This is a genomic window from Alkalibacillus silvisoli (assembly GCF_039521975.1).
Classification (GTDB): Bacteria; Bacillota; Bacilli; order Bacillales; family Alkalibacillaceae; genus Alkalibacillus; species Alkalibacillus silvisoli.
Genome location: NZ_BAAACZ010000005.1, coordinates 218,186 through 240,441, shown reverse-complemented (window position 1 = coordinate 240,441; position 22,256 = coordinate 218,186). Strand labels below are relative to the sequence as shown.

Annotated in this window: 25 protein-coding genes; 21 read left to right on the top strand and 4 right to left on the bottom strand. The window is 37.5% G+C overall.

Annotated elements, in window-relative coordinates:
- The first annotated feature begins 1 nt into the window (after position 1).
- From ABDZ63_RS03475 to ABDZ63_RS03430, 10 genes are all read left to right on the top strand, one after another.
- Positions 2-994, top strand: coding sequence for a zinc-binding dehydrogenase (locus ABDZ63_RS03475; RefSeq protein WP_343781799.1), 993 nt, complete (start codon positions 2-4; stop codon positions 992-994).
- A gap of 199 nt (positions 995-1,193) precedes the next feature.
- Positions 1,194-2,936 carry a carbon starvation CstA family protein gene (locus ABDZ63_RS03470; RefSeq protein ID WP_343781798.1) on the top strand — a complete coding sequence of 581 codons (1,743 nt, stop codon included), beginning with the start codon at positions 1,194-1,196 and terminating at the stop codon, positions 2,934-2,936.
- A gap of 124 nt (positions 2,937-3,060) precedes the next feature.
- Entirely contained in the window at positions 3,061-3,315 is a 255-nt protein-coding gene (locus ABDZ63_RS03465) for a cory-CC-star protein (protein ID WP_343781818.1), read from the top strand.
- A 28-nt stretch (positions 3,316-3,343) separates the two neighbouring features.
- Complete coding sequence (locus ABDZ63_RS03460) at positions 3,344-4,294, top strand: ArsA family ATPase (protein WP_343781817.1); 951 nt, start codon at positions 3,344-3,346, stop codon at positions 4,292-4,294.
- Positions 4,295-4,384: 90 nt separating this feature from the next.
- Positions 4,385-4,741 carry a DUF3221 domain-containing protein gene (locus tag ABDZ63_RS03455; RefSeq protein ID WP_343781797.1) on the top strand — a complete coding sequence of 119 codons (357 nt, stop codon included), beginning with the start codon at positions 4,385-4,387 and terminating at the stop codon, positions 4,739-4,741.
- Positions 4,742-4,835: 94 nt separating this feature from the next.
- Entirely contained in the window at positions 4,836-5,156 is a 321-nt protein-coding gene (locus tag ABDZ63_RS03450) for a hypothetical protein (RefSeq protein ID WP_343781796.1), read from the top strand.
- A 149-nt stretch (positions 5,157-5,305) separates the two neighbouring features.
- Positions 5,306-6,412, top strand: coding sequence for a CdaR family transcriptional regulator (locus tag ABDZ63_RS03445; protein WP_343781795.1), 1,107 nt, complete (start codon positions 5,306-5,308; stop codon positions 6,410-6,412).
- Positions 6,413-6,496: 84 nt separating this feature from the next.
- Positions 6,497-7,639 (top strand): glycerate kinase, encoded by a 1,143-nt coding sequence (locus ABDZ63_RS03440; RefSeq protein WP_343781794.1) that lies wholly within the window; start codon positions 6,497-6,499, stop codon positions 7,637-7,639.
- Entirely contained in the window at positions 7,640-8,995 is a 1,356-nt protein-coding gene (locus tag ABDZ63_RS03435; RefSeq protein ID WP_343781793.1) for a GntP family permease, read from the top strand.
- 299 nt (positions 8,996-9,294) lie between these two features.
- Positions 9,295-9,546, top strand: a complete 252-nt coding sequence (locus tag ABDZ63_RS03430) for a phage holin family protein (protein WP_343781792.1) — start codon at positions 9,295-9,297, stop codon at positions 9,544-9,546.
- A 59-nt stretch (positions 9,547-9,605) separates the two neighbouring features.
- On the opposite strand, the gene ABDZ63_RS03425 is transcribed toward ABDZ63_RS03430, so the two are convergent.
- Positions 9,606-10,013 carry a carbonic anhydrase gene (locus tag ABDZ63_RS03425; protein ID WP_343781791.1) on the bottom strand — a complete coding sequence of 136 codons (408 nt, stop codon included), beginning with the start codon at positions 10,011-10,013 and terminating at the stop codon, positions 9,606-9,608.
- 174 nt (positions 10,014-10,187) lie between these two features.
- Between ABDZ63_RS03425 and ABDZ63_RS03420 the strand changes: the two genes are divergently transcribed.
- The 4 genes from ABDZ63_RS03420 (at position 10,188) to cydS (ending at position 13,086) form a co-directional block, all read left to right on the top strand.
- Positions 10,188-10,376, top strand: a complete 189-nt coding sequence (locus ABDZ63_RS03420) for a hypothetical protein (RefSeq protein ID WP_343781790.1) — start codon at positions 10,188-10,190, stop codon at positions 10,374-10,376.
- A 237-nt stretch (positions 10,377-10,613) separates the two neighbouring features.
- Positions 10,614-11,954, top strand: a complete 1,341-nt coding sequence (locus ABDZ63_RS03415) for a cytochrome ubiquinol oxidase subunit I (protein ID WP_425541936.1) — start codon at positions 10,614-10,616, stop codon at positions 11,952-11,954.
- The gene (locus tag ABDZ63_RS03410) at positions 11,951-12,964 is read left to right on the top strand and encodes a cytochrome d ubiquinol oxidase subunit II (RefSeq protein ID WP_343781789.1); all 1,014 of its coding nucleotides are present in this window, start codon (positions 11,951-11,953) and stop codon (positions 12,962-12,964) included. Before ABDZ63_RS03415 ends, ABDZ63_RS03410 begins: the two co-directional genes overlap by 4 nt.
- A 17-nt stretch (positions 12,965-12,981) precedes the next feature.
- Positions 12,982-13,086 carry a cytochrome bd oxidase small subunit CydS family protein gene (cydS, locus tag ABDZ63_RS15820; RefSeq protein ID WP_425541935.1) on the top strand — a complete coding sequence of 35 codons (105 nt, stop codon included), beginning with the start codon at positions 12,982-12,984 and terminating at the stop codon, positions 13,084-13,086.
- A 185-nt stretch (positions 13,087-13,271) separates the two neighbouring features.
- Here the strand turns inward: cydS and ABDZ63_RS03405 are convergent, their stop codons facing one another.
- Positions 13,272-13,574 carry a hypothetical protein gene (locus ABDZ63_RS03405; RefSeq protein ID WP_343781788.1) on the bottom strand — a complete coding sequence of 101 codons (303 nt, stop codon included), beginning with the start codon at positions 13,572-13,574 and terminating at the stop codon, positions 13,272-13,274.
- 257 nt (positions 13,575-13,831) lie between these two features.
- On the opposite strand from ABDZ63_RS03405, the gene ABDZ63_RS03400 reads away from it, so the two are divergent.
- The 3 genes from ABDZ63_RS03400 to ABDZ63_RS03390 all read left to right on the top strand — a co-directional run bounded on the left by ABDZ63_RS03400 (position 13,832) and on the right by ABDZ63_RS03390 (position 15,226).
- Positions 13,832-14,401 carry a TetR/AcrR family transcriptional regulator gene (locus ABDZ63_RS03400; protein ID WP_343781787.1) on the top strand — a complete coding sequence of 190 codons (570 nt, stop codon included), beginning with the start codon at positions 13,832-13,834 and terminating at the stop codon, positions 14,399-14,401.
- Between the two features lie 169 nt (positions 14,402-14,570).
- Positions 14,571-14,912, top strand: a complete 342-nt coding sequence (locus ABDZ63_RS03395; RefSeq protein WP_343781815.1) for a DMT family transporter — start codon at positions 14,571-14,573, stop codon at positions 14,910-14,912.
- Entirely contained in the window at positions 14,912-15,226 is a 315-nt protein-coding gene (locus tag ABDZ63_RS03390) for a DMT family transporter (RefSeq protein ID WP_343781785.1), read from the top strand. Before ABDZ63_RS03395 ends, ABDZ63_RS03390 begins: the two co-directional genes overlap by 1 nt.
- A 33-nt stretch (positions 15,227-15,259) precedes the next feature.
- On the opposite strand, the gene ABDZ63_RS03385 is transcribed toward ABDZ63_RS03390, so the two are convergent.
- Both ABDZ63_RS03385 and ABDZ63_RS03380 read right to left on the bottom strand, forming a co-directional pair.
- Complete coding sequence (locus tag ABDZ63_RS03385; RefSeq protein ID WP_343781784.1) at positions 15,260-17,185, bottom strand: iron ABC transporter permease; 1,926 nt, start codon at positions 17,183-17,185, stop codon at positions 15,260-15,262.
- 36 nt (positions 17,186-17,221) lie between these two features.
- Positions 17,222-18,202 carry an ABC transporter substrate-binding protein gene (locus tag ABDZ63_RS03380; RefSeq protein ID WP_343781783.1) on the bottom strand — a complete coding sequence of 327 codons (981 nt, stop codon included), beginning with the start codon at positions 18,200-18,202 and terminating at the stop codon, positions 17,222-17,224.
- Between the two features lie 194 nt (positions 18,203-18,396).
- On the opposite strand from ABDZ63_RS03380, the gene ABDZ63_RS03375 reads away from it, so the two are divergent.
- The 4 genes from ABDZ63_RS03375 (at position 18,397) to ABDZ63_RS03360 (ending at position 22,187) form a co-directional block, all read left to right on the top strand.
- Complete coding sequence (locus ABDZ63_RS03375; protein ID WP_343781781.1) at positions 18,397-19,224, top strand: ABC transporter ATP-binding protein; 828 nt, start codon at positions 18,397-18,399, stop codon at positions 19,222-19,224.
- A 26-nt stretch (positions 19,225-19,250) separates the two neighbouring features.
- On the top strand, positions 19,251-19,970 hold the full coding sequence (locus ABDZ63_RS03370) for a hypothetical protein (protein WP_343781780.1): 720 nt from the start codon (positions 19,251-19,253) through the stop codon (positions 19,968-19,970).
- Between the two features lie 96 nt (positions 19,971-20,066).
- On the top strand, positions 20,067-21,194 hold the full coding sequence (locus ABDZ63_RS03365; RefSeq protein WP_343781779.1) for a M20 family metallopeptidase: 1,128 nt from the start codon (positions 20,067-20,069) through the stop codon (positions 21,192-21,194).
- Positions 21,195-21,311: 117 nt separating this feature from the next.
- Positions 21,312-22,187, top strand: a complete 876-nt coding sequence (locus ABDZ63_RS03360) for a GNAT family N-acetyltransferase (RefSeq protein ID WP_343781777.1) — start codon at positions 21,312-21,314, stop codon at positions 22,185-22,187.
- Positions 22,188-22,256 lie beyond the last annotated feature (69 nt).

Below are 22,256 nucleotides of genomic sequence, written 5' to 3'. Positions count from 1 at the left end.
CATGAAGGCGATTATTCATGAAGAGAAACTAGGTTTAGAAGGTTTAGATTATCGAGATGTGACTGATCCTGAGGTGAGAGAAGGAACAGTCAAAGTAAGGTTAAAAGCAGTCGGAATGAATCGTCGTGATGTGGCGGTGACATCTCGTCGGCAAGAAGGGGGCCCACCGTTAGTACTCGGTTCTGATGGGGCAGGGGTAATTGAAGAAGTCGGTGCTGGCGTTAATCAGTGGCAAGTAGGTGATGAAGTCGTTATTAACCCTGGTGTTGGCTGGGAGAAAAACAGTGATGCACCGCCAGAAAGATTTCAAATAGTCGGATTACCAGATGATGGAACATTCGCTCAATATATGGTTGTTGATGCTAAACATGTTGAGAAAAAGCCTAGCTCATTATCGTGGGAAGAAGCAGGTGTGTTGCCATTAGCTGGTCTAACGGCATTTAGAGCTTTGTTTACACGAGGACAAGTGAAAGAAGGCGATACGGTGATGCTTCCTGGAATCGGAAGTGGTGTTTTAACGTTCGTGTTGAAATTCGCCAAAGCAATAGGCGCGCGTGTTATTGTGACTTCAAGGCATGAAGAAAAGTTAGAAGCGGCTAAAAAATTAGGCGCAGACGTTGGTATTCTAACAGAGTCTGATTGGAAAGAAGAATTGAAAGATGAAACGATTGATCTTGTTATTGAGAGTGTTGGCCGTGCGACGTTTAATAAATCGTTAGGCATCGTTCGCCCAGGTGGAACAATCGTGACTTTCGGTGCGACAACTGAAGATAAAGTGGAAATTGACATTCGCCAATTTTTCTATGGTCAGCACAATTTATTAGGTAGCACGATGGGAAGTGCAGAGGAGTTTTGTGAAATGCTTCAGTTTGTTGATAAACACGGCATTAAGCCTGAGTTAGATCGTATGTTTAACATGGAAGATTACCTTGAAGCATTTGAGTATTTACGTGATACGAAGAACTTTGGGAAAATTGGATTTCATGTAGAGTAATACTAACCACCCTGAACTATTTCAGGGTGGTATTTTTTATTTAAAATAAAATTTCTGTCCTATTATAGATAATGTGTGAATAGTTTTAATAAAAGAGACGAGTTATTTAATATAACTGAATTTTTAGATAAATCTTGAAATTATGAAAGATAAAGTATAAAATTTTGGCTATAATGACCAATTTAGGGGGGAATGTGTTATGAGTGGTATTTGGTTAGCACTAGCTGGTTTTCTAATCTTCTTCCTTGGTTATCGCTTTTATTCAAAGTTCATCGCAGAAAAGATTTACCGATTAGACCCAGCATATGTTACACCAGCACATAAGTATAAGGATGGAGTAGACTTTGTTCCGACTAATAAATATGTGCTGTGGGGGCATCATTTCACGTCAATTGCGGGGGCAGCACCTATTTTAGGTCCTGCGATCGCGGTGTATTGGGGGTGGTTACCTGCGTTAGTGTGGGTTGTGTTAGGTACCGTGTTTGCTGCAGGTGTTCATGACTCTGGTACGTTATTTATGTCTGTACGAAATAAAGGTCAATCAGTAGGAACATTGGCGAATAAACTGATTGGCCAACGTGCGAAAATTTTATTCTTATTTATCATTTTGTTACTCGTATTAATGGTGAACGCAGTGTTTGCTTGGGTGATTGCTAACTTGTTCATTTCAAATCCATCAGCTGTGTTGTCTGTCTTCATTCAAATTCCACTAGCCATTTGGATTGGCTATCACGTTTATAAGCGTAGTGGAAGTATGCTGTTACCATCTTTAATCGTTTTAATCGTTATGTATGGTACAGCCGTTATTGCAAGTTATGTTGAACCTCTTCAAATAGATTTAGTCCGCTACTTTGGTGGTGAAGGGGCAACTACTTTCATAGGACTTAATGCAACTTCAGCAGCCTTCTTTGTTTGGATTATCATTTTAATGATCTATGTGTACTTTGCTTCGACATTGCCAGTTTGGAAATTACTACAGCCGAGAGATTATATTAACTCACATCAATTAGTGATCGGTTTGGTCATATTATATGTAGGTTTATTTATTACCTCACCAGAAGTAACAGCACCAATGACAAATCCACAGGCTACTGATACTCCTTGGTTCCCAATACTGTTTATTACGATTGCTTGTGGTGCTATTTCAGGCTTCCACGGTTTAGTATCATCAGGTACAACGAGTAAGCAGTTGAATAATGAGCGTGATGTACGTTTCGTTGGTTACTTAGGTGCGATTGGTGAAGGGTTATTAGCTTTAATAGCCATTATCGCAGTAGTAACATTCTTCGGTTCTTCAAATGACTTTTTAGCAACTTATAATAGTTTTGGGACTGCTGGAGATGTTGGTTTAGGCGTGTTTGTCGATGGGGCAGCTGCATTAGCAACAGGTGTTGGGATTCCAGCAACAGTTGCACCAACGATCATTGCGGTTATTATTGTTAGTTTTGCGGCGACGACTCTTGATTCATCTGTCCGTCTAATGCGTTATATCATCTCTGAGTTAGGTGTGGAATACAAGCTTCCATCTATTACGAAGAAACATGTCGCAACGTCAATTGCAGTCGTATCCAGTGCAGCTTTAGCATTGATTCCACAAGGGCCAAATGGTTTTGGGTCTGGTGGTTATCTATTATGGCCACTATTTGGTACATCGAATCAGCTCTTAGCAGGTATTAGTTTATTATTACTTGCGATTTTCTTAAGACGCCGAGGAAGCAGCATGTTACCTGCATTAATTCCAATGGTGTTCTTAATGATTATGACCTTATATGCGATGTTCATTCAAGTCTTTACCGATTGGGCGCCATGGGCCAGTAATACCGATTGGTTATTGTTCACATTCGGGGCGATTGTATTTGTATTTGCGCTTTGGATTGTAATTACAGCATTTTCTGTCATTTCAAGTGAAAGAAAAAATAATAAATTTAAAGATGTAGCCTAACAAGAAGGAAAGCCGTACCTCGCGTGCGGCTTTTTTACATAATGGAATAGGATTTTTTTGATTATTTTGATAAAATATGGTGTAGCATACTTAAAGGGTGAGGTCATTGGTAGAACAAAAGGTTATGCAAAAACTTAAAAGAGTGATCGAGTTGTATGATGAAATGTTAAGTACACCACATCGTACTGAAATAGCTAGAGAATTAAGAGATGAAGACGATCTGTTTTTATTACTAGTCTACTCAGACATGCTTGGTATACCAAACCCTGCATTTTATTACACATTGGAGTTGTACCCGTTTATTATTGAGAAATTCCACGATTGGCATTTGAGAATGGGCATGGAACATTCACCATTAGATGGGATTCGATGTTGCTAATGATACCTTAAGTAAAGTGAGTGATGAGATGAATACAATACAAGAACAAAAGATCATTTTTGTCGGTGGAAAAGGCGGAGTTGGTAAATCGACTTCATCAGCTGCTCTTGCTCTTTCGTATGCTCAATCAGGTTATAATACTTTAGTTGTTTCAACAGACCCAGCTCATAATTTAGGGGATATTTTTCACCAACCATTATCACATGAAAAAAAGCAGTTATCAGAACATCTATGGGGAATCGAAATAGATTCTGAAACAGAAACTAAACGCTATATGAATCAAGTAAAAGATAACTTAAAAGGTTTTGTTAAGTCTAAAATGGTAGAAGAAGTCCATAGACAAATCGATTTAGCAAGTGCATCTCCTGGAGCAGAAGAAGCGGCATTGTTTGACCGTTTAATTACAATTTTAATAGAAGAACAAAAGCAATTTGATAAGATCATTTTTGATACGGCGCCTACTGGACATACGATTAGACTTCTTACTTTACCAGAATTAATGAATATTTGGATCGATGGTATGCTAGAAAAAAGACAAAAAACAAATGAAAACTATACCCAGTTATTAAATGACGGTGAACCGGTTGATGACCCAATCTATGATATCTTGCAACAACGAAAAGAGAAGTTCTCACTAGCTAGAGATGTAATTCTAGATACAGAACGGACCGGATTTGTGTTTGTATTAATTCCAGAAAGGCTACCAATCATTGAAACGAAACATGCGATTAAACAATTAGAACAACATAACCTTCATGTTAGGAATTTGATTGTTAATAAAGTTCTTCCAGAAGAAGCTGATGGTCAATTTTTAGAGAAAAGAAGACAGATTGAAGTTAACTACTTGAAAAGCATAGACGAGCAATTTAAGGATCAAGCTGTATTAAAAGTCCCTTTATATAAAGAAGACATTTCTGACTTAGGTCGGCTAAATGTATTTGCCGACCAGTTAACTTCTTTAAATAAAACGCACGCTTGAATTGAATTCCGCTTTCAGCCAATCAATGGGCAAAATTTTTAGTGACACTTTTCTTAGTGCATGACGTCTAATTAAAGAGGAGGTCATTTCATGAAGAGGTTAGTGGTGATTCTAATAGTTGTCTTTTTATCAGCTTGTGGAACAGGTACCACTTCTGGTGAGCAAAACCTAGACGAACATCCAAGCTTCAGTGGGTATATCGTTAAAGTAGAGGATAATCAAATACTTGTTACTGAAAATAAAGTAGATGAAGAAGAAGCGAACCATGAAGATATAGATCAATTTGGTGAAAAGGCTGGGCAGGCGATTTATTTCAGTCTAAGTGAGATTGATGAAAGTAGGATTAATCAGTTAGCTGTCGGTAATCACATTGAAGTGATCCACGGAGCAGTAGCTGAGTCTTACCCAGGGCAAAGTTCGGCAAAAGAAGTACACCATATCGATTAAAGGCTTAGGAGTTGATCTTAAGTCTTTTTATTTTGCAGGATTTGAGTGTTGTATCTAGAACAAGAGAGTATAACTCAATTTGTGTGGTGATGATATGGAACATAGTCAAAGTAAGGTCAAGTTTTCTCTTCAATTTCTAGTTTACTGCTTATTATGTTGGCTGTTGTGGACTGCTGTAACAGGTTTTTTACTTTACTTTTACTCTCATTTTGGCTTATCAAGAGAAGGGATTGGGGCGCTCGGATTAGCTGGTGCTGTTGCGCTTATTTTAGCTTTTGAAGATCGTAAGTTGCAATATTCGCGTCTTTATCCTGGTGAACCGAAGATGAAGTTTAACCATTTGTTTTATAAAGGGTTAATTAGTTCAGGTGTTTTACTATTAATAAGTCCTGTTGTAATTAGTTTGCTTACATAGGATCTATACCACTAGTGACTTATAATTAAATTCACTTAGTGGGATCCTTTCACCTATACGTTAGCATAACAAAAAGCCTATTATTTAGGCTTTTTTATTTTAGGCTATGATAAGATCAAATAAAAGAATAATCAGATGGAGAGGATCAAATGAAACTGACTGTAAAGTTGGCAAATGAAATGATTAGAAGAGTAAATGAAACAGTTGATGTACCAATAAATTTAATGGATGAAACAGGGACAATATTGGCAAGTTCTGACCCTGCTCGTATCGGGGAATTTCACTCTGGGGCTATGGTAGCATTAAAAAGACAATCTACGGTCATTATAAAAGATGAACTTATAGACCAGTATCCGAACACGAAGCCAGGAGTTAACATACCTGTTATGTTTCAAGATGAAATTATTGGAGTTGTTGGTGTTACAGGTGACCCCGATCATGTTTTCCAACTAGCTAATATGACGCGTATGACTATAGAGATGATTATTGAACAAACGGCGGTTGAACGACAAAATTTTGTGAGAGAAAGAAGGCTGCGTGATTGGATACAAAAGTTAGTTCATCCATTAGGTTTTGATGAAAGTCAATTAGTACAAGAAGCAGATTATCTTGATGAAGTTTATTTGAATCAATCTTATCAAATCGCACTTTTTACTAGTCAACATACAGCTTTCAATATTGATCAAATTACTCACACCTTAAATCAGTATGTGCCGCATTATGCATTTATAATTCTACTTAATCAATATGAAATTGTTGTCGCATTTAAGAAAGAGTTAACAGATGAACAGTCATCAATCATTAAAGAGATTTTACCTGAAAACGGGCTTTACATTGGCACGTTTGATATAGGTGTAAGTGGTCTAAGAAAGTCATATATGTTTGCTAAAGAAGCATGGTTTATGAGCGACTTTAGTAATAAGCAGAACGATGTTGTAAATATTAGAGATTTAAAATTGGAAGTCGCAATACGGTCAATCTCAAACGAAGCAATGGGGTTACTTAGCGATGAACAAGATTATCTCAATAACTTGAGTGGAGATTATGTACATACTTTTTATGTGTATTTTAACTGCAATTTTCATGCGAATGAAACTGCGCAACAATTACATATCCACAGAAACACACTAAATTACCGATTAGACATGATTAAACAGAAAACTAATTTAAATCCGAAAAATGTCAAAGAAGCACTAATGCTATATATTTTATTGACGAGACAACGGTTTAGTCATTTGCACAAAATAATTAACTGAAAATTATAATATTTCGTTCAAGCTGTGGATTGTTTTGTAACAAAATGTTCACTAAACTAGACTTTAATAGGAGGAATGACAGGCATGAAAATCACCATTAGCCCAGATTCTTTTAAAGGAAGTTTATCAGCTAAACAAGCTAGTAATATGATCGAAGAAGGGTGTCAAACTGTATTCTCTAAAGCTGTTTGCAGGAAGATTCCGATGGCAGATGGCGGTGAGGGAACAGTGGATGCCTTAATTTATTCAACAAATGGAAAGCGCTTACATTATGATGTGACAGGTCCATTAGGTAACACAATTTCTACCTTTATGGGTGAAAGTGGTGTCAATCATGAAGCTTTAATTGAAGTCGCCAGCGTCTGTGGTCTTGTGCAAGTGCCAGAAAGTAAACGCTGTCCACTCAATACGACATCTTACGGACTAGGAGAATTGATCTCTATTGCCTTGGATGAAGGCTACCGCAAGCTATTAATTGGACTAGGTGGGAGTGCAACAAATGATGGTGGTCTAGGCATGCTTCAAGCTTTAGGTGCTAAGTTTTACAATTATGAAGGAGATGAAGTTGGCTCGTTCGGCAGAGATTTACTAAATGTAGATCAGGTTGATTTACAAGGGCTTGATTCTAGGTTGCAAGACTGCGACATCAAAGTTGCATCAGATGTTGAAAACCCTTTGTGTGAAGAAAATGGTGCTTCACATGTTTTTGGACCACAAAAAGGGGCAACAGAAGAAGTGGTTGAGCAGATGGATGTGGCGTTAGCTCATTATAGTACTGTTGTAGAAACAGCTTTGAGTAAGTCGTTTGCGAATACAAAAGGAGCTGGGGCCGCTGGAGGTTTGGGGTTTGCGCTTATGTCGATTGGTGCTGTCATTACATCAGGTGCAGAAGTAATTGGAGAAGTGACTCAGTTAGAAGAACAGATTCGAACGAGTGATTTAGTGATCACCGGCGAGGGAAAAAGTGACTTTCAAACGTTTTATGGAAAAGCACCAGGGTATGTAGCGAAGTTGGCTAAAAAGCACGATATTCCTTGTATTCTAATTTCAGGGGCAATAGATGACCAAGAAGGAAAGTTACGTGAACTATTTTTAGGTGTCTTTTCGATTACAAATGAGCCGATGTCACTAGCTGAATGCATGGATAATGCTGAAAAACTCCTATTAACTCAAACGGCGAATGTCGTGCATTTTTATCAACAACTTATGAAAGCGGGGGAAATGTAAATGGATGGCTTAGGTTTAGTAATTGTCATCATCGCTGCTGTCTTATTGGTAATCGGTTTAACGGCAAAGTTTAAAATGCACCCGTTCTTATCGTTAATTATTGCAGCCTTTTTACTAGGTATTTTCGCTGGATTGCCACTAGAAGAAGTTGTAACAGCAGTCAATGATGGATTTGGTGGCTTGATGAGCGGGATTGGTTTAGTGATTGTTTTTGGTACGATAATTGGTGTTTTACTCGAGAAGACTGGTGCGGCTTATCGTATGGCAGAGGTGATTCTAAGATTAATAGGTGAAAAAAGACCTCAACTTGCGATGAGTATGATTGGTAGTATCGTTAGTGTACCTGTATTTTGTGACTCGGGTTATATTATTCTTTCATCATTAAAAAAAGCAATTGCAAAACGAGCGAAAGTGGCAGTTGCTTCAATGGCCATTGCGTTATCAACGGGTCTATTCGCAACACATACACTCGTTCCACCGACACCAGGGCCGATTGCAGCTGCTGGTAATATTGGAGCTGAACAATATTTAGGGACGATTATATTAATTGGTATTGTAATAGCAATCCCAACGATTATGGCAGGTTATTTCTGGGCGATTAAGGTTGGGACGAAGATTAAAGTTGAAGGCGAAGACGAGATGCAAATTGACTATGAAGAAGTGATTAAAGATTTTGGGGAGATGCCATCAGCGACTAAAGCTTTTGCACCGATATTTGTCCCGATTATATTAATCTCTTTAGGTTCGATTGTAACTTTTGCTGGATGGGAAGGATTATTCTTTGACATCATCTTATTCTTCGGTGCGCCAGCAGTGGCATTATTAGTCGGTGTATTATGTGCTTTTGCTTTATTGCCAAAGTTTGATCGCGAGACAATGAATGATTGGATTAATGAGGGTTTAAAGACAGCAGCCCCTATTCTATTAATTACAGGTGCGGGTGGTGCGTTTGGTAATGTGATTTCATCTACTAATATTACAGGCTTTATTGAAAGTTTAGGTGATAATCCATTCTTAACAGGAGCGTTATTCTTGCTCGTACCATTCTTAATTGCAGCGGCACTTAAGACAGCACAGGGTTCTTCAACAACAGCATTAGTAATTACATCAACATTAGTAGCACCATTATTAATAGATGTTGGCATTCAAGACCCACTACCAATGGCGTTAGTTGTTATGGCAGTTGGTGCCGGTGCGATGGTTGTCTCACATATTAATGACAGCTATTTCTGGGTTGTTAAAGAGTTTAGTGGTATGAGTGTTACACAAGCATATAAAGGTCAAACAGCCGCAACACTTGTTCAAGGTGTTGTTGCTATAACATTATCAATTGCTATTTGGATTATATTTGTATAAGAGATTATTAGTTTTAGAGCAGAGATTTATTCTCTGCTCTTTTTTTGTGTAACACTTACTAATTGTTTAATTCGATTATATAAAAGAGATAACTACTATATATGCCGTTTCTATCAAACTGTTAAAGCATATATTAGTTTTATATAGTAATGATTGAAATAACTTCTGAACTTTCAAATGCACTCATAATATAGTAATTATAAGGGTTGGCTTATCATAGGTAATCTGTAAGGTGGTACAAGCAGCTCAAAATGGATGATCCATTAATAAGAACTCTCTAAATGAAAGGAGTGAGAGTTATGGAATTACTGAATTATATAATGGATGATGCGTTAATTTTAATTCCAGTATTAATGATTCTAGGTAAAATGATTAAAACCTCCTCAATCATGCCGAATCGTTTTATCCCATTTGCGTTGCTAGCCATTAGTATTATGTTCTCAACAATCATGATGGGCCTTTCATTACAAACACTTATTCAAGCCATTCTTGTAACTGGTGCAGCAGTGTTTGGACATCAGCTTGTTAAACAGATGAGAGAAGTCAATTAGATAAACTTAAAGCTCCCGGGTGCAGGTTGCATTCGGGAGCTTTTTTAGTAAGGATGTACTTATTGGGTTAATGAACTGTCAAGAATGTCTGTAACTTGTTCGACTTCCCACTGATCGTTGACATAAAGGCCGACTACTTCCATATCAAAGCCAAAGCCACGAACAAGCTCAACACTCTTTTTAATTTGCTCAACTTTTTCTTGTTTTTCAATCGGGTTGCCAGCGCAATCGTGATGTCCTGCAATGGCAATGATTTTAGAGCCATGGCCGTTATGGGAAATTCCAATTCGATTTTTAATAGATGCTAGTGTTTGTGCATCTCCTTCTAAAAGGACTTTGTTAGGTCCGGCTTCATTTATTTTATCAACATATTGCACTTGGAAATTGTCTCTTAACCAGTTCGTAACGGGCTCTTGTACACGTCCATCCATGCAGTTGATCGCTGTTGCAAAACTCGCTTCACTCATAACTTACTCCCCCTACGATTATTCTATATGTCTATTATAATCTGAAAAGGTTGAAATGTCATGGGGAGGAGGTGCATTTATTACCTGACTCAAGAAGAAGGGATTTGGATTAGATATGAAGAAGTAGTATATGGTTATTTTAGAATAATAGAATGAAGTTGAGGGAGGTTCACTATGACAACATGGATTATAGCAATCATTTTCATAGTAGGTTTTATTATTTGGCTATCGTCTGAACTAGCAACTAATCAAGATGGAGGCAAGGGATTCAAATCTTTTTGGAACGCGTTTAAGAATCATTTAATTGTCGTTGTACCGTTCTTTTTCTTAGGCGGTGTTATTTATTTTCTGTTTTTCAGATAATCTTAGTAGAGTGAATAGAGGATCAATATTTTCGTGTAAGTAAGAAATCTCCTCTCAGAAGGATTAGTAGCCTGTAATTAGTGCTTTGTCACAGATTAGATCAATATGTGAAATTATTCACAAAATCATCACACTCTAGCCAAAAATCCATCAAGAATTTGACGCTTTAGGGCTCGGTTTATAGGGTACAATGATATTGTAAGATTTATTGTTACAGCCCTGAAGGAGGGGATCGGGATGCTGTTATTTGAAGATCCGGTATTTTCTAGTCGAATGCTGACGCTTCTGACGCTCACGTTCCACGTGATTTTTGCAACGTTAGGCGTTGGTGTGCCACTCATGATTATGATTGCACAATGGGTTGGAATAAAGAAAAATGATCTACATTATATTATGATGGCACGCCGTTGGGCACGTGGGTTTGTTGTATTAGTAGCAGTAGGTGTTGTGACAGGTACTGCTATTGGCCTGCAGCTTGCTTTACTTTGGCCGAACTTTATGGAGCTAGCTGGGCATGTTATTGCACTTCCGTTATTTATGGAAGTTTTCGCGTTTTTCTTTGAAGCTATATTTCTAGGTATTTATTTATATACATGGGATCGTTTTGAAAATCAGCGTAAGCACTTATTGTTGTTAGTTCCTGTAGCAGTTGGTGCGGCTATGTCTGCATTTTTCATTACGACAGTAAATGGATTTATGAATGCGCCTACTGGATTTGATATTGTTAATGGTCAAATGACAGGGGTTAACCCAATTGAAGCGATGTTTAATGCAGCGACACCGACTAAGGTCGCGCACGTTATTTCTACTGCTTTTATGGCTTCTGCGTTCATTTTAGCAGCGATTGCAGCGTATCGCTTAATTCGTGGTTCAAACCATGTTTATCATAAGAAGGCGCTTCATTTAACGATGAAGATAGGATTAATATTTGCCGTAGCAACGGCGGTTGTAGGTGACTTTGCAGGTAAATACCTCGCAGAGCATCAGCCAGAAAAACTGGCAGCGGCTGAATGGCATTTTGAAACAGAATCTGAGGCGCCACTCATTTTATGGGGTGTTTTAGATGATGAAAATGAAGTGCATTACGGTATAGAGATTCCTTATGCACTCAGTATTTTAGCCTACAATGATCCAAGTGCAGAAGTAATTGGGTTAAATGAATTCCCTGAAGAAGAGCATCCACCAATGTTCGTTCACTACTTGTTCGACACGATGATTACGATCGGTATGTTTATGATCGCCTTGTCATTTGCTTATTGGTTTGCGATGCGTCGAGGGTGGAATATAGTTAAGTCAAATGGATTCCGTTGGTTAATTGTCATAGGTGGTCCATTGTCAATGCTTGCGATTCAATCAGGCTGGTGGATGACAGAATTCGGTCGTCAGCCTTGGATCTTACGTGGTGTTATGACGGTTGATGAGGCTGCGACTCAAAGTGAATATGTCGGCCATATGTTCTTCCTTTTCGGTGGAGTGTACTTGATTTTAGGAATCGGTGTAATCGTTGTATTAAGAAAAGTATTCCAAAATCATCCGGTTGAAGAGGAATTGGGTGAACAAGGTGGTGATCGTTCATGAGTTATGAGTTAATAGGTATGATTGTATTGTGGACGTTCTTGTTTGGATATGTGATTGTGGCGTCTGTAGACTTTGGTGCTGGGTTCTTTAATGCATATAGTTTAATTACAGGTAAACAGCATATTTTAACGAAAGTAATTCAAAGGTATTTGTCACCAGTCTGGGAAGTGACAAATGTGTTCTTAGTGTTTTTCTTCGTTGGGATCATTGGATTTTTCCCATCTACGGCTTATTATTATGGCAGTATCTTGCTCATTCCAGTCAGTATTTCGATTATATTACTGGCGATTCGCGGTTCATACTATGCCTTTGAGACGTATGGGAATAAAGGACACCGTGGCTATGCGTTCATGTATGGTGCAACAGGTCTGATTTTACCTGCATCCTTATCTGTTGTTTTAACGATTTCTGAAGGTGGATTTGTTGAAATAACAGATGATGGTCCTTTCTTAGATTATTGGGCATTGTTCTCAAGTCCACTTACATGGAGTATTGTCGTCTTAAGTATAGCTGCAGTGTTGTATATTTCAGCAGTGTTCTTAACATGGTATGCAAACCGTGCTAAAGACGTAGAAGCGACAAAAGTGTTACGTCGATATGCGCTTATTTGGGCGCTTCCAACAATTGTAACGGCAAGTGGGATCATTTATGAATTACGTTCTCATAACCCAGAACATTTTGAGTCAATAATGAATTTGTGGTGGATGTTCGCAATCTCACTAGTGTTCTTTATTATAAGTGTATGGTTCATTTGGAAGAAGAAAAACTATGGTCTGGCATTTGTATTATTGATTGGCCAATTCGCCTTTGCCTTTTATGCCTACGGTATTTCAAAATATCCGTACTTGTTGTACCCACATTTAACGGTTCATGATGGGGCAACGAATGAGTCAATGGCAATCGCGTTAATTGTCGCGTTTGTTGCAGGATTATTATTGTTAATTCCATCACTATATTTATTAATGCGCTTGTTCTTATTTGATGACAAGTACGTATTAGGAAAAAAATAATAACGGGGTGATTGAACATGACTGAATTTCTAATCTATTACGCACCGTTTATCGTATTAATTGCATCAATTGGCCTTGCTTTTTGGGCAGCATCCAGAGGCACACAATTTGATGAAGAATAAATTGTAAGTTGGATTGTCTCACTTATTAGAGAGAGGTTTAACTTGGAGTATGAATCGCAAAAGGAGCTTGAATAAACTAGCTCTTTTTGTGCTGATTGGACATGACCACATCTTTATCTAAAGTGAAAAAAGCGGGCGCAAATTTAAATCAAATTTGCGCCCGCTTGTTAATTTCGCACTCGTTCTTAGTTACTATTCCTGTTTTTCAAAATGTAAATATCTTTTTCCATTTTATTAACCTTATCAAGAATAAATTCCATTTCATTAATCCCTAATTCATTAGTCAATTCAAACTTTTCACCAATATCTTCTAATTTTGCTTCAATAGAATCAAAACGATGGTGCATTTCTGTTTTTACATTTTTCATATCGGAATTGTTGGAGTGAATATCTGTTTTGATTTCTGATTTAAAGGAATTAACATCTGATTTCACACTTTTTAATTCATGGTTTATTTCTGTAAGTAAATCAAGCAATTGCTTATCCACTTCGATCACCTCTATCATTATTATAATAGAAGTGGTTTAATTAATCACTACTTTTTTCTACAACTTATCGTTCGTTTCACGAGTGTCCCTAATAGCCTTTTGTAAAATAAACTGGTATCACTTTAGTGACCTGGGTAGTGGTTTAATAATGTTTATAACAGATCGAATTAATTTAATGTGTCAGTTGACAAAGTCAAAAGTAAGAGATACGATGAATGATAGTCAGTCACTTTTGGGTTAAAAAGGAGTAATAAGCTATGGATAAACGAGAGAAAATCATTCAAGCTTCAATTGACGTGTTTAAAGAACAAGGAATTGAAAAAACCAAAATCTCTAACATTGTTAAACAGGCGGGTATCGCTCAAGGGACTTTCTATTTATATTTTCCATCCAAGCTAGCTGTTATGCCAGCCATAGCTGAGAAAATGATTGAACAATGGGTCGAGGCGATTGATGAGAGAGTGAAGTTAAATGCTCCGTTATTAGAACAAGTGAATCAATTAATTGAGGCTGCCTTCCAAGTATCGAAGGAATTCCGTGATTTAACGGTACTAACGTATGCAGGTTTGTCTACAAGTGATCAACTTGACCAATGGGAAAATATATACGCATCACTTTATCAAAAAGTTGAAGAGATTATTGATCAGAATCAATCAAATGGTTCAATCCGTCAAAATACCGACAGTTACCGTTTAGCTAAACTGACCGTTGGAACTATGGAGATGACAGCAGAGCAAGTATTTTTATATGATGAATATCAGGAACAAGAAGAACGCGACCAAAAAGAAGCATTGTCCAAATTTTTATACCAAGCGCTTAAAAAATAGTCTAATCATGACAAATGGAGTTCCAATACTTGAAAAGAGATTCTATCACCTAGGTGGAACTCCGGGTTGTTGTGTAACAAGACTATGTGACAATTGAATAGATTTACTATAGCTATTTTTTTATTTTGAAAAATGACTGAAATTCAGTCAGCAGAAAGAGAGGAGTTTAATTATGAATAAACATTGGGTTTATGTCGTGTTAACTTGTGTTTTTGAACTGTTATGGGTGTTTGGTATGACAACTGCATCTACTTGGTGGCATTGGGGAATTGTTGCGACAGTTATTGTTATTGACTTCTGGTTTTTATCAAAAGCTTGTGAAGGGTTACCGACTGGAACTGTGTATGCCATTTTCGCCGCAGCTGGTTCAATTGGTACTGTTTTAATGGATTATTACTTGTTTGCTGGTGTGATTGACTTTGCGAAAGTGTTATTTATTGGAATCTTAGTTATCGGGGTAATTGGCTTGAAATTAGCTGATAACCAAGCAGAAAGTGAGGTAGAAGCATAATGGGTTGGATCTTAATTTTAATTGCAGCGATTTGTGAAGTAATAGGAGTTGTAGGCTTGAAGATGTTTAGTCAAGTTAAAAACAAGCGCAATTTATTAGTTTTTGCAGGTGGATTTGGATTTTCATTCTTTTTCTTATATAGTTCCATGGCTTATTTACAATTAAGTGTAGCTTACGCGGTTTGGATCGGGTTAGGAACAGCAGGAGCCGTTATTATTAACATGATCTTCTTTGGCGAATCGCGCCACATTAATCGTATGATTAGCTTAGCTCTAATTGTAATTGGAGTGACTGGCTTGAAATTAGTATCATAATGAAAACCCCTAGCCATTACGCTAGGGGTTCCATTATGACTTTCTTAATAAATATAAGAGGTAAGGTGCACCTATTAAAGCAACGACAAGACCTGATGGAATTTCATTCGGTGCTAATATGGTTCGTCCGACAAAGTCAGCTGCTACGAGTAAAATGCCACCTAATAATGAACTAGTTATTAATAATGGTAAGTGATTAAACCCTACTATCCTTCTAGCCATGTGAGGAGCTAATAAGCCGATAAAACCTATCGTACCAACAAATGAAACAGCAATTGCACTAAAGACTACGCTTGTTACGAGTGCGATTAAACGCGTTTTTGAAACATTAATTCCATGGTTAGTTGCGAGCTCATCGCCAAAAGCAATAGCATCAAGTGATCGCGTTAAATAAATTGCTAGAGGAAGCAAGAGAATGAACAGTACTAATACTAACTGAAATTCAGTCCATGTCTTGGCATACGTACTTCCAGAAAGCCATACAAGAGCAGAAGCTACAACGAGGTCTGCTTTTACTATTAATATTTGGATAATGGCTGAGCCAAATGCTGATAGTGAGATTCCCATTAAGGCGACTAAAATAGGTTGTAAACCATTGCGCCAGGCTGATAAAAGAATAACTATTAGCGCTAAAAATGCACCTAATAATGCACCTACTGGCATCCACACGATTGATAGACTAGGGAAGGCAATTAAGAAGATCATTGCTCCAGCTCCACCGAGTGATGTAATGCCTAAAATACTTGAATCAGCAAGTGGATTACGAAGTACACCTTGCAGGATTAAACCACTTATAGCAAGCATCATCCCTATAACAAACGCTAATAATACGCGTGGAAAACGGAAACTTTGAATAATCGGTTCAAACCATTCTTGAATTGAAGCCCATTCTACGCCTCCGTAAGATAATGATACATAAATTATGAGCATACTAATGACTGCGAGAATTGGATATATGACTTTACCTGATACCGGGTTTTTGGTTCCGCCTAATGTTTTTTCACCGCGTTTTTGGTTTTTAGCCGTTTTATAGGCTAAAAACATTAACCACGGACCACCAACTAATGCTGTCATGGCACCAACAGGGATCTCTTGCCCTGGTTGGATCCACCGAGCGATGGTATCAGCAATAATTAGAATGACACTCCCCCACATAAATGAATGGACAATTAATGGACGATGACCTTTAATGCCTAATAAGCGAACGATATGAGGTGCAATTAGTCCAACAAACCCAATCACACCAACTACACTGACAACGACTGATGCTAAGGTAATGCCTGAAAGCCAGGAGATGAATTTCACTCTTCCAACCGATTGACCTAAAGAACGAGCCATGTCTTCACCTAAGGCTAATATGTCTAATGATCGTCCTAACAGTAAAGCTATGATAATGGCGATCATAATGAGTGGAGCGGCGAATTGAGTGTTAGACCAATCCATTTGAATTAAAGTTCCTGAACCCCACAGAAATAAACCGCTTGTTTCATTTTCGAATAACAGCTGTAAAGCGGCAGTAAGTGATGAGAAGAGTAATGTCATAATCATGCCAGTCAAAGCTACTCTTACTGGGTTTAACTCTTTACCGGCTAGTGCTAAGACGAATAATGTTGTTAAAACCGCACCAATTAATGCGACTAAGAAAGAAAATTGATTAAGCCACACTGGGAAAAATACAGCCGCTAATACAACGGCAAAGAAAGCACCAGAGTTAATTCCTAAAGTGCTAGCTGAAGCTAAGGGGTTGTTTGTTAATGTTTGAAATAATAAACCTGAAACAGCTAAGGCACCACCTGCTAAAATCCCGATCACTAATCGCGGTAAACGCAGGTCTAAAACGATATCTTGAACACGTCCAGGATGCCACACGTCAGTTATAATTTGTGTGAATGTTAATCCAGCTTGGCCTTGCGATAAATGAACCAAGCTAATGATCAATAACAGGAAAAGTCCCGTCATTAATGAAATGAGGGACTTTGGGCTCCAAATAGACATTTACTCTGACATCATGCTTTCAGTAATTTGTTCGACTAGCACTTCCGCTGATAGAGGACCTCCAAATAACCAAGTGTCACTTTCCATTTGATAAGTACGACCCTCTTCAACAAAGTTTAAGCCGTTCCAAACACTATGATTAGCTAATTCACCTTCATATAAATCATCGTCATTTTCTACGATATATAAGTAATTAGCATCTTCATAATTAGTGAACGCTTCAACGTTTACCTCACTATAACCATAAGCTTCAAAGGAATCTGGTTCATATGGATTAGTTAATCCGACTTTCTCCATAATGATTGAAGCCATTGAGTTAGGCGTGAACAATCGGAAAATAGGAGCTTGATCGGCACTCCAACCATAAGTCAGAATCGTTTCATTAGTATCTAAAGCAGCGTCATTAATCGCTTCTTCAGCCTCTGAATATTTATCATTAAGACTGTCAATCACAGCTAAAGCATCTTCTTCTTTACCAACTGCTTTTGCGATTTGTCTAAATGTGTCTTCCATTTCTTCATATTGGTCGTATTCATCTTCTTCTGGATATGGATTAAAGAAGACTGTTGGTGCAATGGCTTCTAATTGATCACGAATCCCCTCGTGTCTAAAAGTAATACCAATAATTAAATCAGGGTCCAATGATGCGATAGTCTCTAAGTTTGGCTCTTGACGTGTACCAACATCAATCACATCATCACTTAATGTTTCACCGATGTTCACAAATTGGTGAAAACCATCTATATCAGCGACACCTGCTGGTTCATGGTCGACTGCTATTAAATCTTCAGCATAAGTCCATTCTAATGCCACGACAGTTTCAGCTTCTTCGTCTAGTTCTACATCTTCTAAATCACCAGAAATCGTAATAGAATCTGATGAATCTTCATTTTCGTCAGGTGATTCATCATCGGTATTGCAAGCAGCTAGGATCATCGTGAACGTGATCATAAGAACTGCAATTAATTTATATTTTGACATATGTAAAAGCCTCCTATAATTGTGAGTGATAATCATTATCAATTAATGCATTTTTATAGTATACCTTTTTTAATATTTGTGCAAGGGTTTTTAATTAAACAAGTTAAATTGACATATAGTTAATATTAAGTTACCCTTTATTTGAGAATGATTATCAATGATGATTACTTATTTATATAAAGGTGTGGGTTACATTGACAGACCATCAAATACAAGCAGAGTCATTAACTTTAGGGTATGATGAAAAAATTATAATCAATGATCTTAATTTAGAAGTCCCTAAAGGTGAAATTTCGGTATTAGTCGGGGCTAATGGGTGTGGTAAATCGACACTTCTAAAATCGATGGCTCGACTATTAAAGCCATCTACTGGGGCAGTTCTGTTAAATGGTGAAGACATAGCTAAAACGCCATCTAAACAAGTCGCTCAGAGCTTAGCATTATTACCACAATCTGTAACAGCTCCAGAGGGCTTAACGGTGCATCAATTAGTTAAACAAGGGCGCTATCCACATCAGTCTTTCTTTAAAAAATGGACAGATGAAGATGAACGAATCGTGGAAGAATCATTAAACAAAACAAAGCTACAAGACTTAAAAGACAGCAGTGTAGATGAATTATCAGGTGGACAGCGTCAAAGAGCGTGGATTGCGATGACTTTAGCACAGGATACAGATGTGATTCTGCTTGATGAACCTACAACGTATTTAGACCTGACTCATCAAATTGATATATTAGATTTACTATTTGATTTAAATCAAGAAGAAGGTCGCACTATCATTATGGTATTACATGATTTGAACTTAGCCTGCAGGTACGCTAATCATTTAATTGCAATTAAAGACGGAAAAGTATTTATAGAAGGAAAACCTGAGGAAGTCATTACCTGTGAGAATGTACATCATGTATTCCAAATGCAGTGTCAAGTAGCTAAAGACCCGTTATTTGGTACTCCACTATGCATTCCACATGGTAAAGGGCGTTGTCTTTTCAATAATGTAAATGTGGCTAATGATCACTAATATCCCATCAAAGGTGTTTATCTTACATGAAAATAAATCATACACAATTAGAAGAGCTTAAATCATTTCGGGTTGTTACAAATAAGCATTATTCAAAACTCATGCCTAATTATCTATTTGAAAATAGTGACTTATTATTTTCCAGGCTTCATAAACGGATTATAGCACCTAATGATAAGGTGCTTGCTTCCATGTGGATGCGTCGTTATGCATTTTTATTAACGGCGCAATTATTTATGTATAGCAAATATCGTTTATATTGGACAGGCTTAATGACAGAGATAAATGTTTATGATCAATACCAAAATGGCCGGTGGTTACCCACATTTAATTTGACTGAAGATCAATGGGAGTTGTCATTTAATGCTGAGGTGACGTTACAGCATATGTTATACAATAACGGATTTCAGATGGTGCAGCTACTCCATGAAAAAACAGATATTTCCCGGAGAATATTATGGGAAAATATATGGAGTTACATTGTTTGGATGTATTCTAACAAGCTATTATCAAATCCTTTAGATGAAAAGAAGGCAAGACATGATTTAGACCTATTATTAAGCCATGAAGTTTGGCGGGGTATTGAAGGATACTCTCCGTTTAAACAGTTCGTTGGCGATCAACAGATTGACGATTTATTGAACCAATTTGAAAGACAAACCTGTTGCCTGTATTTAAAGACTCCAGATTCTGGTGGTACCCCTTGTCCTTATTGTCCCAAATTAAAAGTTAATAGATCATCTTGACTCGATTTCAATTTTAGGAATCGAGTTTTTTTAATTTGTGACTATTTTTTATTTTTTGAATTTTGTTAAACTAAATAAGAGAAGGAGGAGAGTTTAGTGAACTTCAAAAATTATTTAACAAGCAACCAAGATCAAATATTAAAGGATATACAATTAATTGTTGAGTATGAATCGCCATCTAAACGAAAGGATTTGTCAGATCATTGTGCAGATGCGATATTACAGCTTTTTTATGAGCGTTTAGGTGTTTATGGTGATGCGTTTGAACAAGAGGAGACGGGGAAGCATTTAAAGTTTGAAATCGGACGTGGTGAGAAAACAGTTGTTATGTTAGCACATTATGACACAGTTTGGGATGAAGGAGACCTTTCTTTTTACATAGAAGGTGACAAAGCATATGGTCCGGGGACAGTCGATATGAAAGCGTGTATCGTTCAAAGTATGTGGGCGATTAAAGCATTGCAGGAGGAAGATGTTGAGTTAGATTATAAGATAAAATTTTTAATCACGGCAGATGAAGAGATTAAAAGTCCAACTGGCCAACATTTTATTAAAGATGAGGTAAAGGGTGCTGATACCGTTCTAGTTGTTGAGCCACCTACAGGGTATGAAGGCTTGATTAAAACTGCACGAAAAGGGGATGCGACCTATGATATTAAAACAACCGGAACCTCATCACATGCAGGCAATGAACCAAAACCAGAGGCAAATGCGATTAATGAACTAGCTCACCAAATTGTAAAGCTTCAGGCTTTAGCTGATTTAGACAATGGCACGTCGATTAATGTCGGTGTCATTCAGGGTGGAAGTAAGCGGAATGTGACTGCTGATGAAGCGGTCATTGAAGTTGATTGTCGCTTTTCGAAAAAGGAAGAAGCCCACCGAATCGATCAAGCGATTCAAGCCTTTAAGCCTATGTTAAAGGAGACTAAATTGATTGTCGAAGGTGGTATTGAACGCTACCCAATGGAAAGAACTGATGAGACAGTGACGATATATGAAGTCGCAAGGGATGTTGCGGGTGATCTTGGGGTCGAATTAGGTGAAACATTAGCAGGTGGTGTTAGTGATGGAAACTTTACATCAGCTATGGGAATTCCAACGTTAGATGGTTTAGGTGCAATTGGCGATGGATTACATGCTAAGCATGAACATATTATTATTAGTGAACTGCCAAAACGAGGGGCATTGTTAGCTGGATTGTTGACCAGATTACCCATTTAAGTTGAATGGAGTGTAGGAGATGTGTTGTTCAAAAGATGAGCCCGAATTGATTGAAGCGTTGATATAGCAAATTTCTAATATAGAAATTGGGCAAACCATGATGAGGGAGAAACAGTGATGGTTAAGTTTAAAAATATGAGTGAGGAAGAAATTGATAACGTATCTAAGTTCATAGCAATGTTAAATAACATGGAAGAGTCACATATCGGTTTTTGTGGTAAGGATCACGAAGAAATCAAAAAGTCTATGATTGATGATATTGAAGATATTGATTATACTAATAGTTTCATTGTAGCTCATGTGAAAGATCAATTAGTTGGCGTGCTTGGCTTTGATTATGACCTTGAAGATCGTAGTGCAGAAATATGGGGGCCGTTTATTAAAGAGGGTTATTGGGAAATAGCGATTGATTTATGGGAGCAGATGGTTGGTTTACTTCCTAATGAAATAGAGTCTTTACACAAGTTTCCTAATAAACGTAATCTTAAGGCACAGAAGTTAGCTGAAAACGTTGGATTTAGTAAACAAAGTAAAGAAATTGTTTTAGCATTTGAAAAACATAATCAATCTGAACTCAGTGAACAAGAATTAGTTGAGCTAACTGAGAATGATTATGACGAGATGAAAACGTTGCATGACGAAGTATTTCCCAAGGCATATTATAGTGGACAACGAATTTTGAACCGCTTAAATGGGACTCGAAAAGTTTTGATTATAACAAATGAACAAGGTTTTGCAGGGTATGTTTACGTTGAAGCAGAACCAGAGTTTGAGGAGGGTAGTATAGAATTTTTTGCTGTAAAAGAATCAGAGCGAGGTAAAGGTTATGGGGAGTTTTTATTAACAGCTGCTTTAAAATGGTTATTTACATTTGAAACGATCAGCTCAATTGACCTATGCGTTAATTCTGGTAATGAAAAAGCGATTAAACTATATGAAAGAATAGGATTCAAGCGCGTTCATGACCTGTATTCTTTTACGAATGAGAGGTGACGCTAAGCTTTAGGTGAAAATAGGAAGGAACTTGGATTAATCCAAGTTCCTTTTCAGCTTATGCTAATG

Excerpts from the sequence above, each read along its gene's own strand:
- ABDZ63_RS03385 (WP_343781784.1), bottom strand. The coding sequence starts at position 17,185 with ATGACGGGACTTTTCCTGTTATTGATCATTAGCTTGGTTCATTTATCG.
- ABDZ63_RS03380 (WP_343781783.1), bottom strand. The coding sequence starts at position 18,202 with ATGTCAAAATATAAATTAATTGCAGTTCTTATGATCACGTTCACGATG.
- ABDZ63_RS03370 (WP_343781780.1), top strand. The coding sequence starts at position 19,251 with ATGAAAATAAATCATACACAATTAGAAGAGCTTAAATCATTTCGGGTT.
- ABDZ63_RS03410 (WP_343781789.1), top strand. The coding sequence starts at position 11,951 with ATGAGTTATGAGTTAATAGGTATGATTGTATTGTGGACGTTCTTGTTT.
- ABDZ63_RS03445 (WP_343781795.1), top strand. The coding sequence starts at position 5,306 with ATGAAACTGACTGTAAAGTTGGCAAATGAAATGATTAGAAGAGTAAAT.
- ABDZ63_RS03435 (WP_343781793.1), top strand. The coding sequence starts at position 7,640 with ATGGATGGCTTAGGTTTAGTAATTGTCATCATCGCTGCTGTCTTATTG.
- ABDZ63_RS03420 (WP_343781790.1), top strand. The coding sequence starts at position 10,188 with ATGACAACATGGATTATAGCAATCATTTTCATAGTAGGTTTTATTATT.
- ABDZ63_RS03470 (WP_343781798.1), top strand. The coding sequence starts at position 1,194 with ATGAGTGGTATTTGGTTAGCACTAGCTGGTTTTCTAATCTTCTTCCTT.
- ABDZ63_RS03450 (WP_343781796.1), top strand. The coding sequence starts at position 4,836 with ATGGAACATAGTCAAAGTAAGGTCAAGTTTTCTCTTCAATTTCTAGTT.
- ABDZ63_RS03400 (WP_343781787.1), top strand. The coding sequence starts at position 13,832 with ATGGATAAACGAGAGAAAATCATTCAAGCTTCAATTGACGTGTTTAAA.
- cydS (WP_425541935.1), top strand. The coding sequence starts at position 12,982 with ATGACTGAATTTCTAATCTATTACGCACCGTTTATCGTATTAATTGCA.
- ABDZ63_RS03465 (WP_343781818.1), top strand. The coding sequence starts at position 3,061 with ATGCAAAAACTTAAAAGAGTGATCGAGTTGTATGATGAAATGTTAAGT.
- ABDZ63_RS03425 (WP_343781791.1), bottom strand. The coding sequence starts at position 10,013 with ATGAGTGAAGCGAGTTTTGCAACAGCGATCAACTGCATGGATGGACGT.
- ABDZ63_RS03360 (WP_343781777.1), top strand. The coding sequence starts at position 21,312 with ATGGTTAAGTTTAAAAATATGAGTGAGGAAGAAATTGATAACGTATCT.
- ABDZ63_RS03430 (WP_343781792.1), top strand. The coding sequence starts at position 9,295 with ATGGAATTACTGAATTATATAATGGATGATGCGTTAATTTTAATTCCA.
- ABDZ63_RS03455 (WP_343781797.1), top strand. The coding sequence starts at position 4,385 with ATGAAGAGGTTAGTGGTGATTCTAATAGTTGTCTTTTTATCAGCTTGT.
- ABDZ63_RS03460 (WP_343781817.1), top strand. The coding sequence starts at position 3,344 with ATGAATACAATACAAGAACAAAAGATCATTTTTGTCGGTGGAAAAGGC.
- ABDZ63_RS03475 (WP_343781799.1), top strand. The coding sequence starts at position 2 with ATGAAGGCGATTATTCATGAAGAGAAACTAGGTTTAGAAGGTTTAGAT.
- ABDZ63_RS03440 (WP_343781794.1), top strand. The coding sequence starts at position 6,497 with ATGAAAATCACCATTAGCCCAGATTCTTTTAAAGGAAGTTTATCAGCT.
- ABDZ63_RS03415 (WP_425541936.1), top strand. The coding sequence starts at position 10,614 with ATGCTGTTATTTGAAGATCCGGTATTTTCTAGTCGAATGCTGACGCTT.
- ABDZ63_RS03390 (WP_343781785.1), top strand. The coding sequence starts at position 14,912 with ATGGGTTGGATCTTAATTTTAATTGCAGCGATTTGTGAAGTAATAGGA.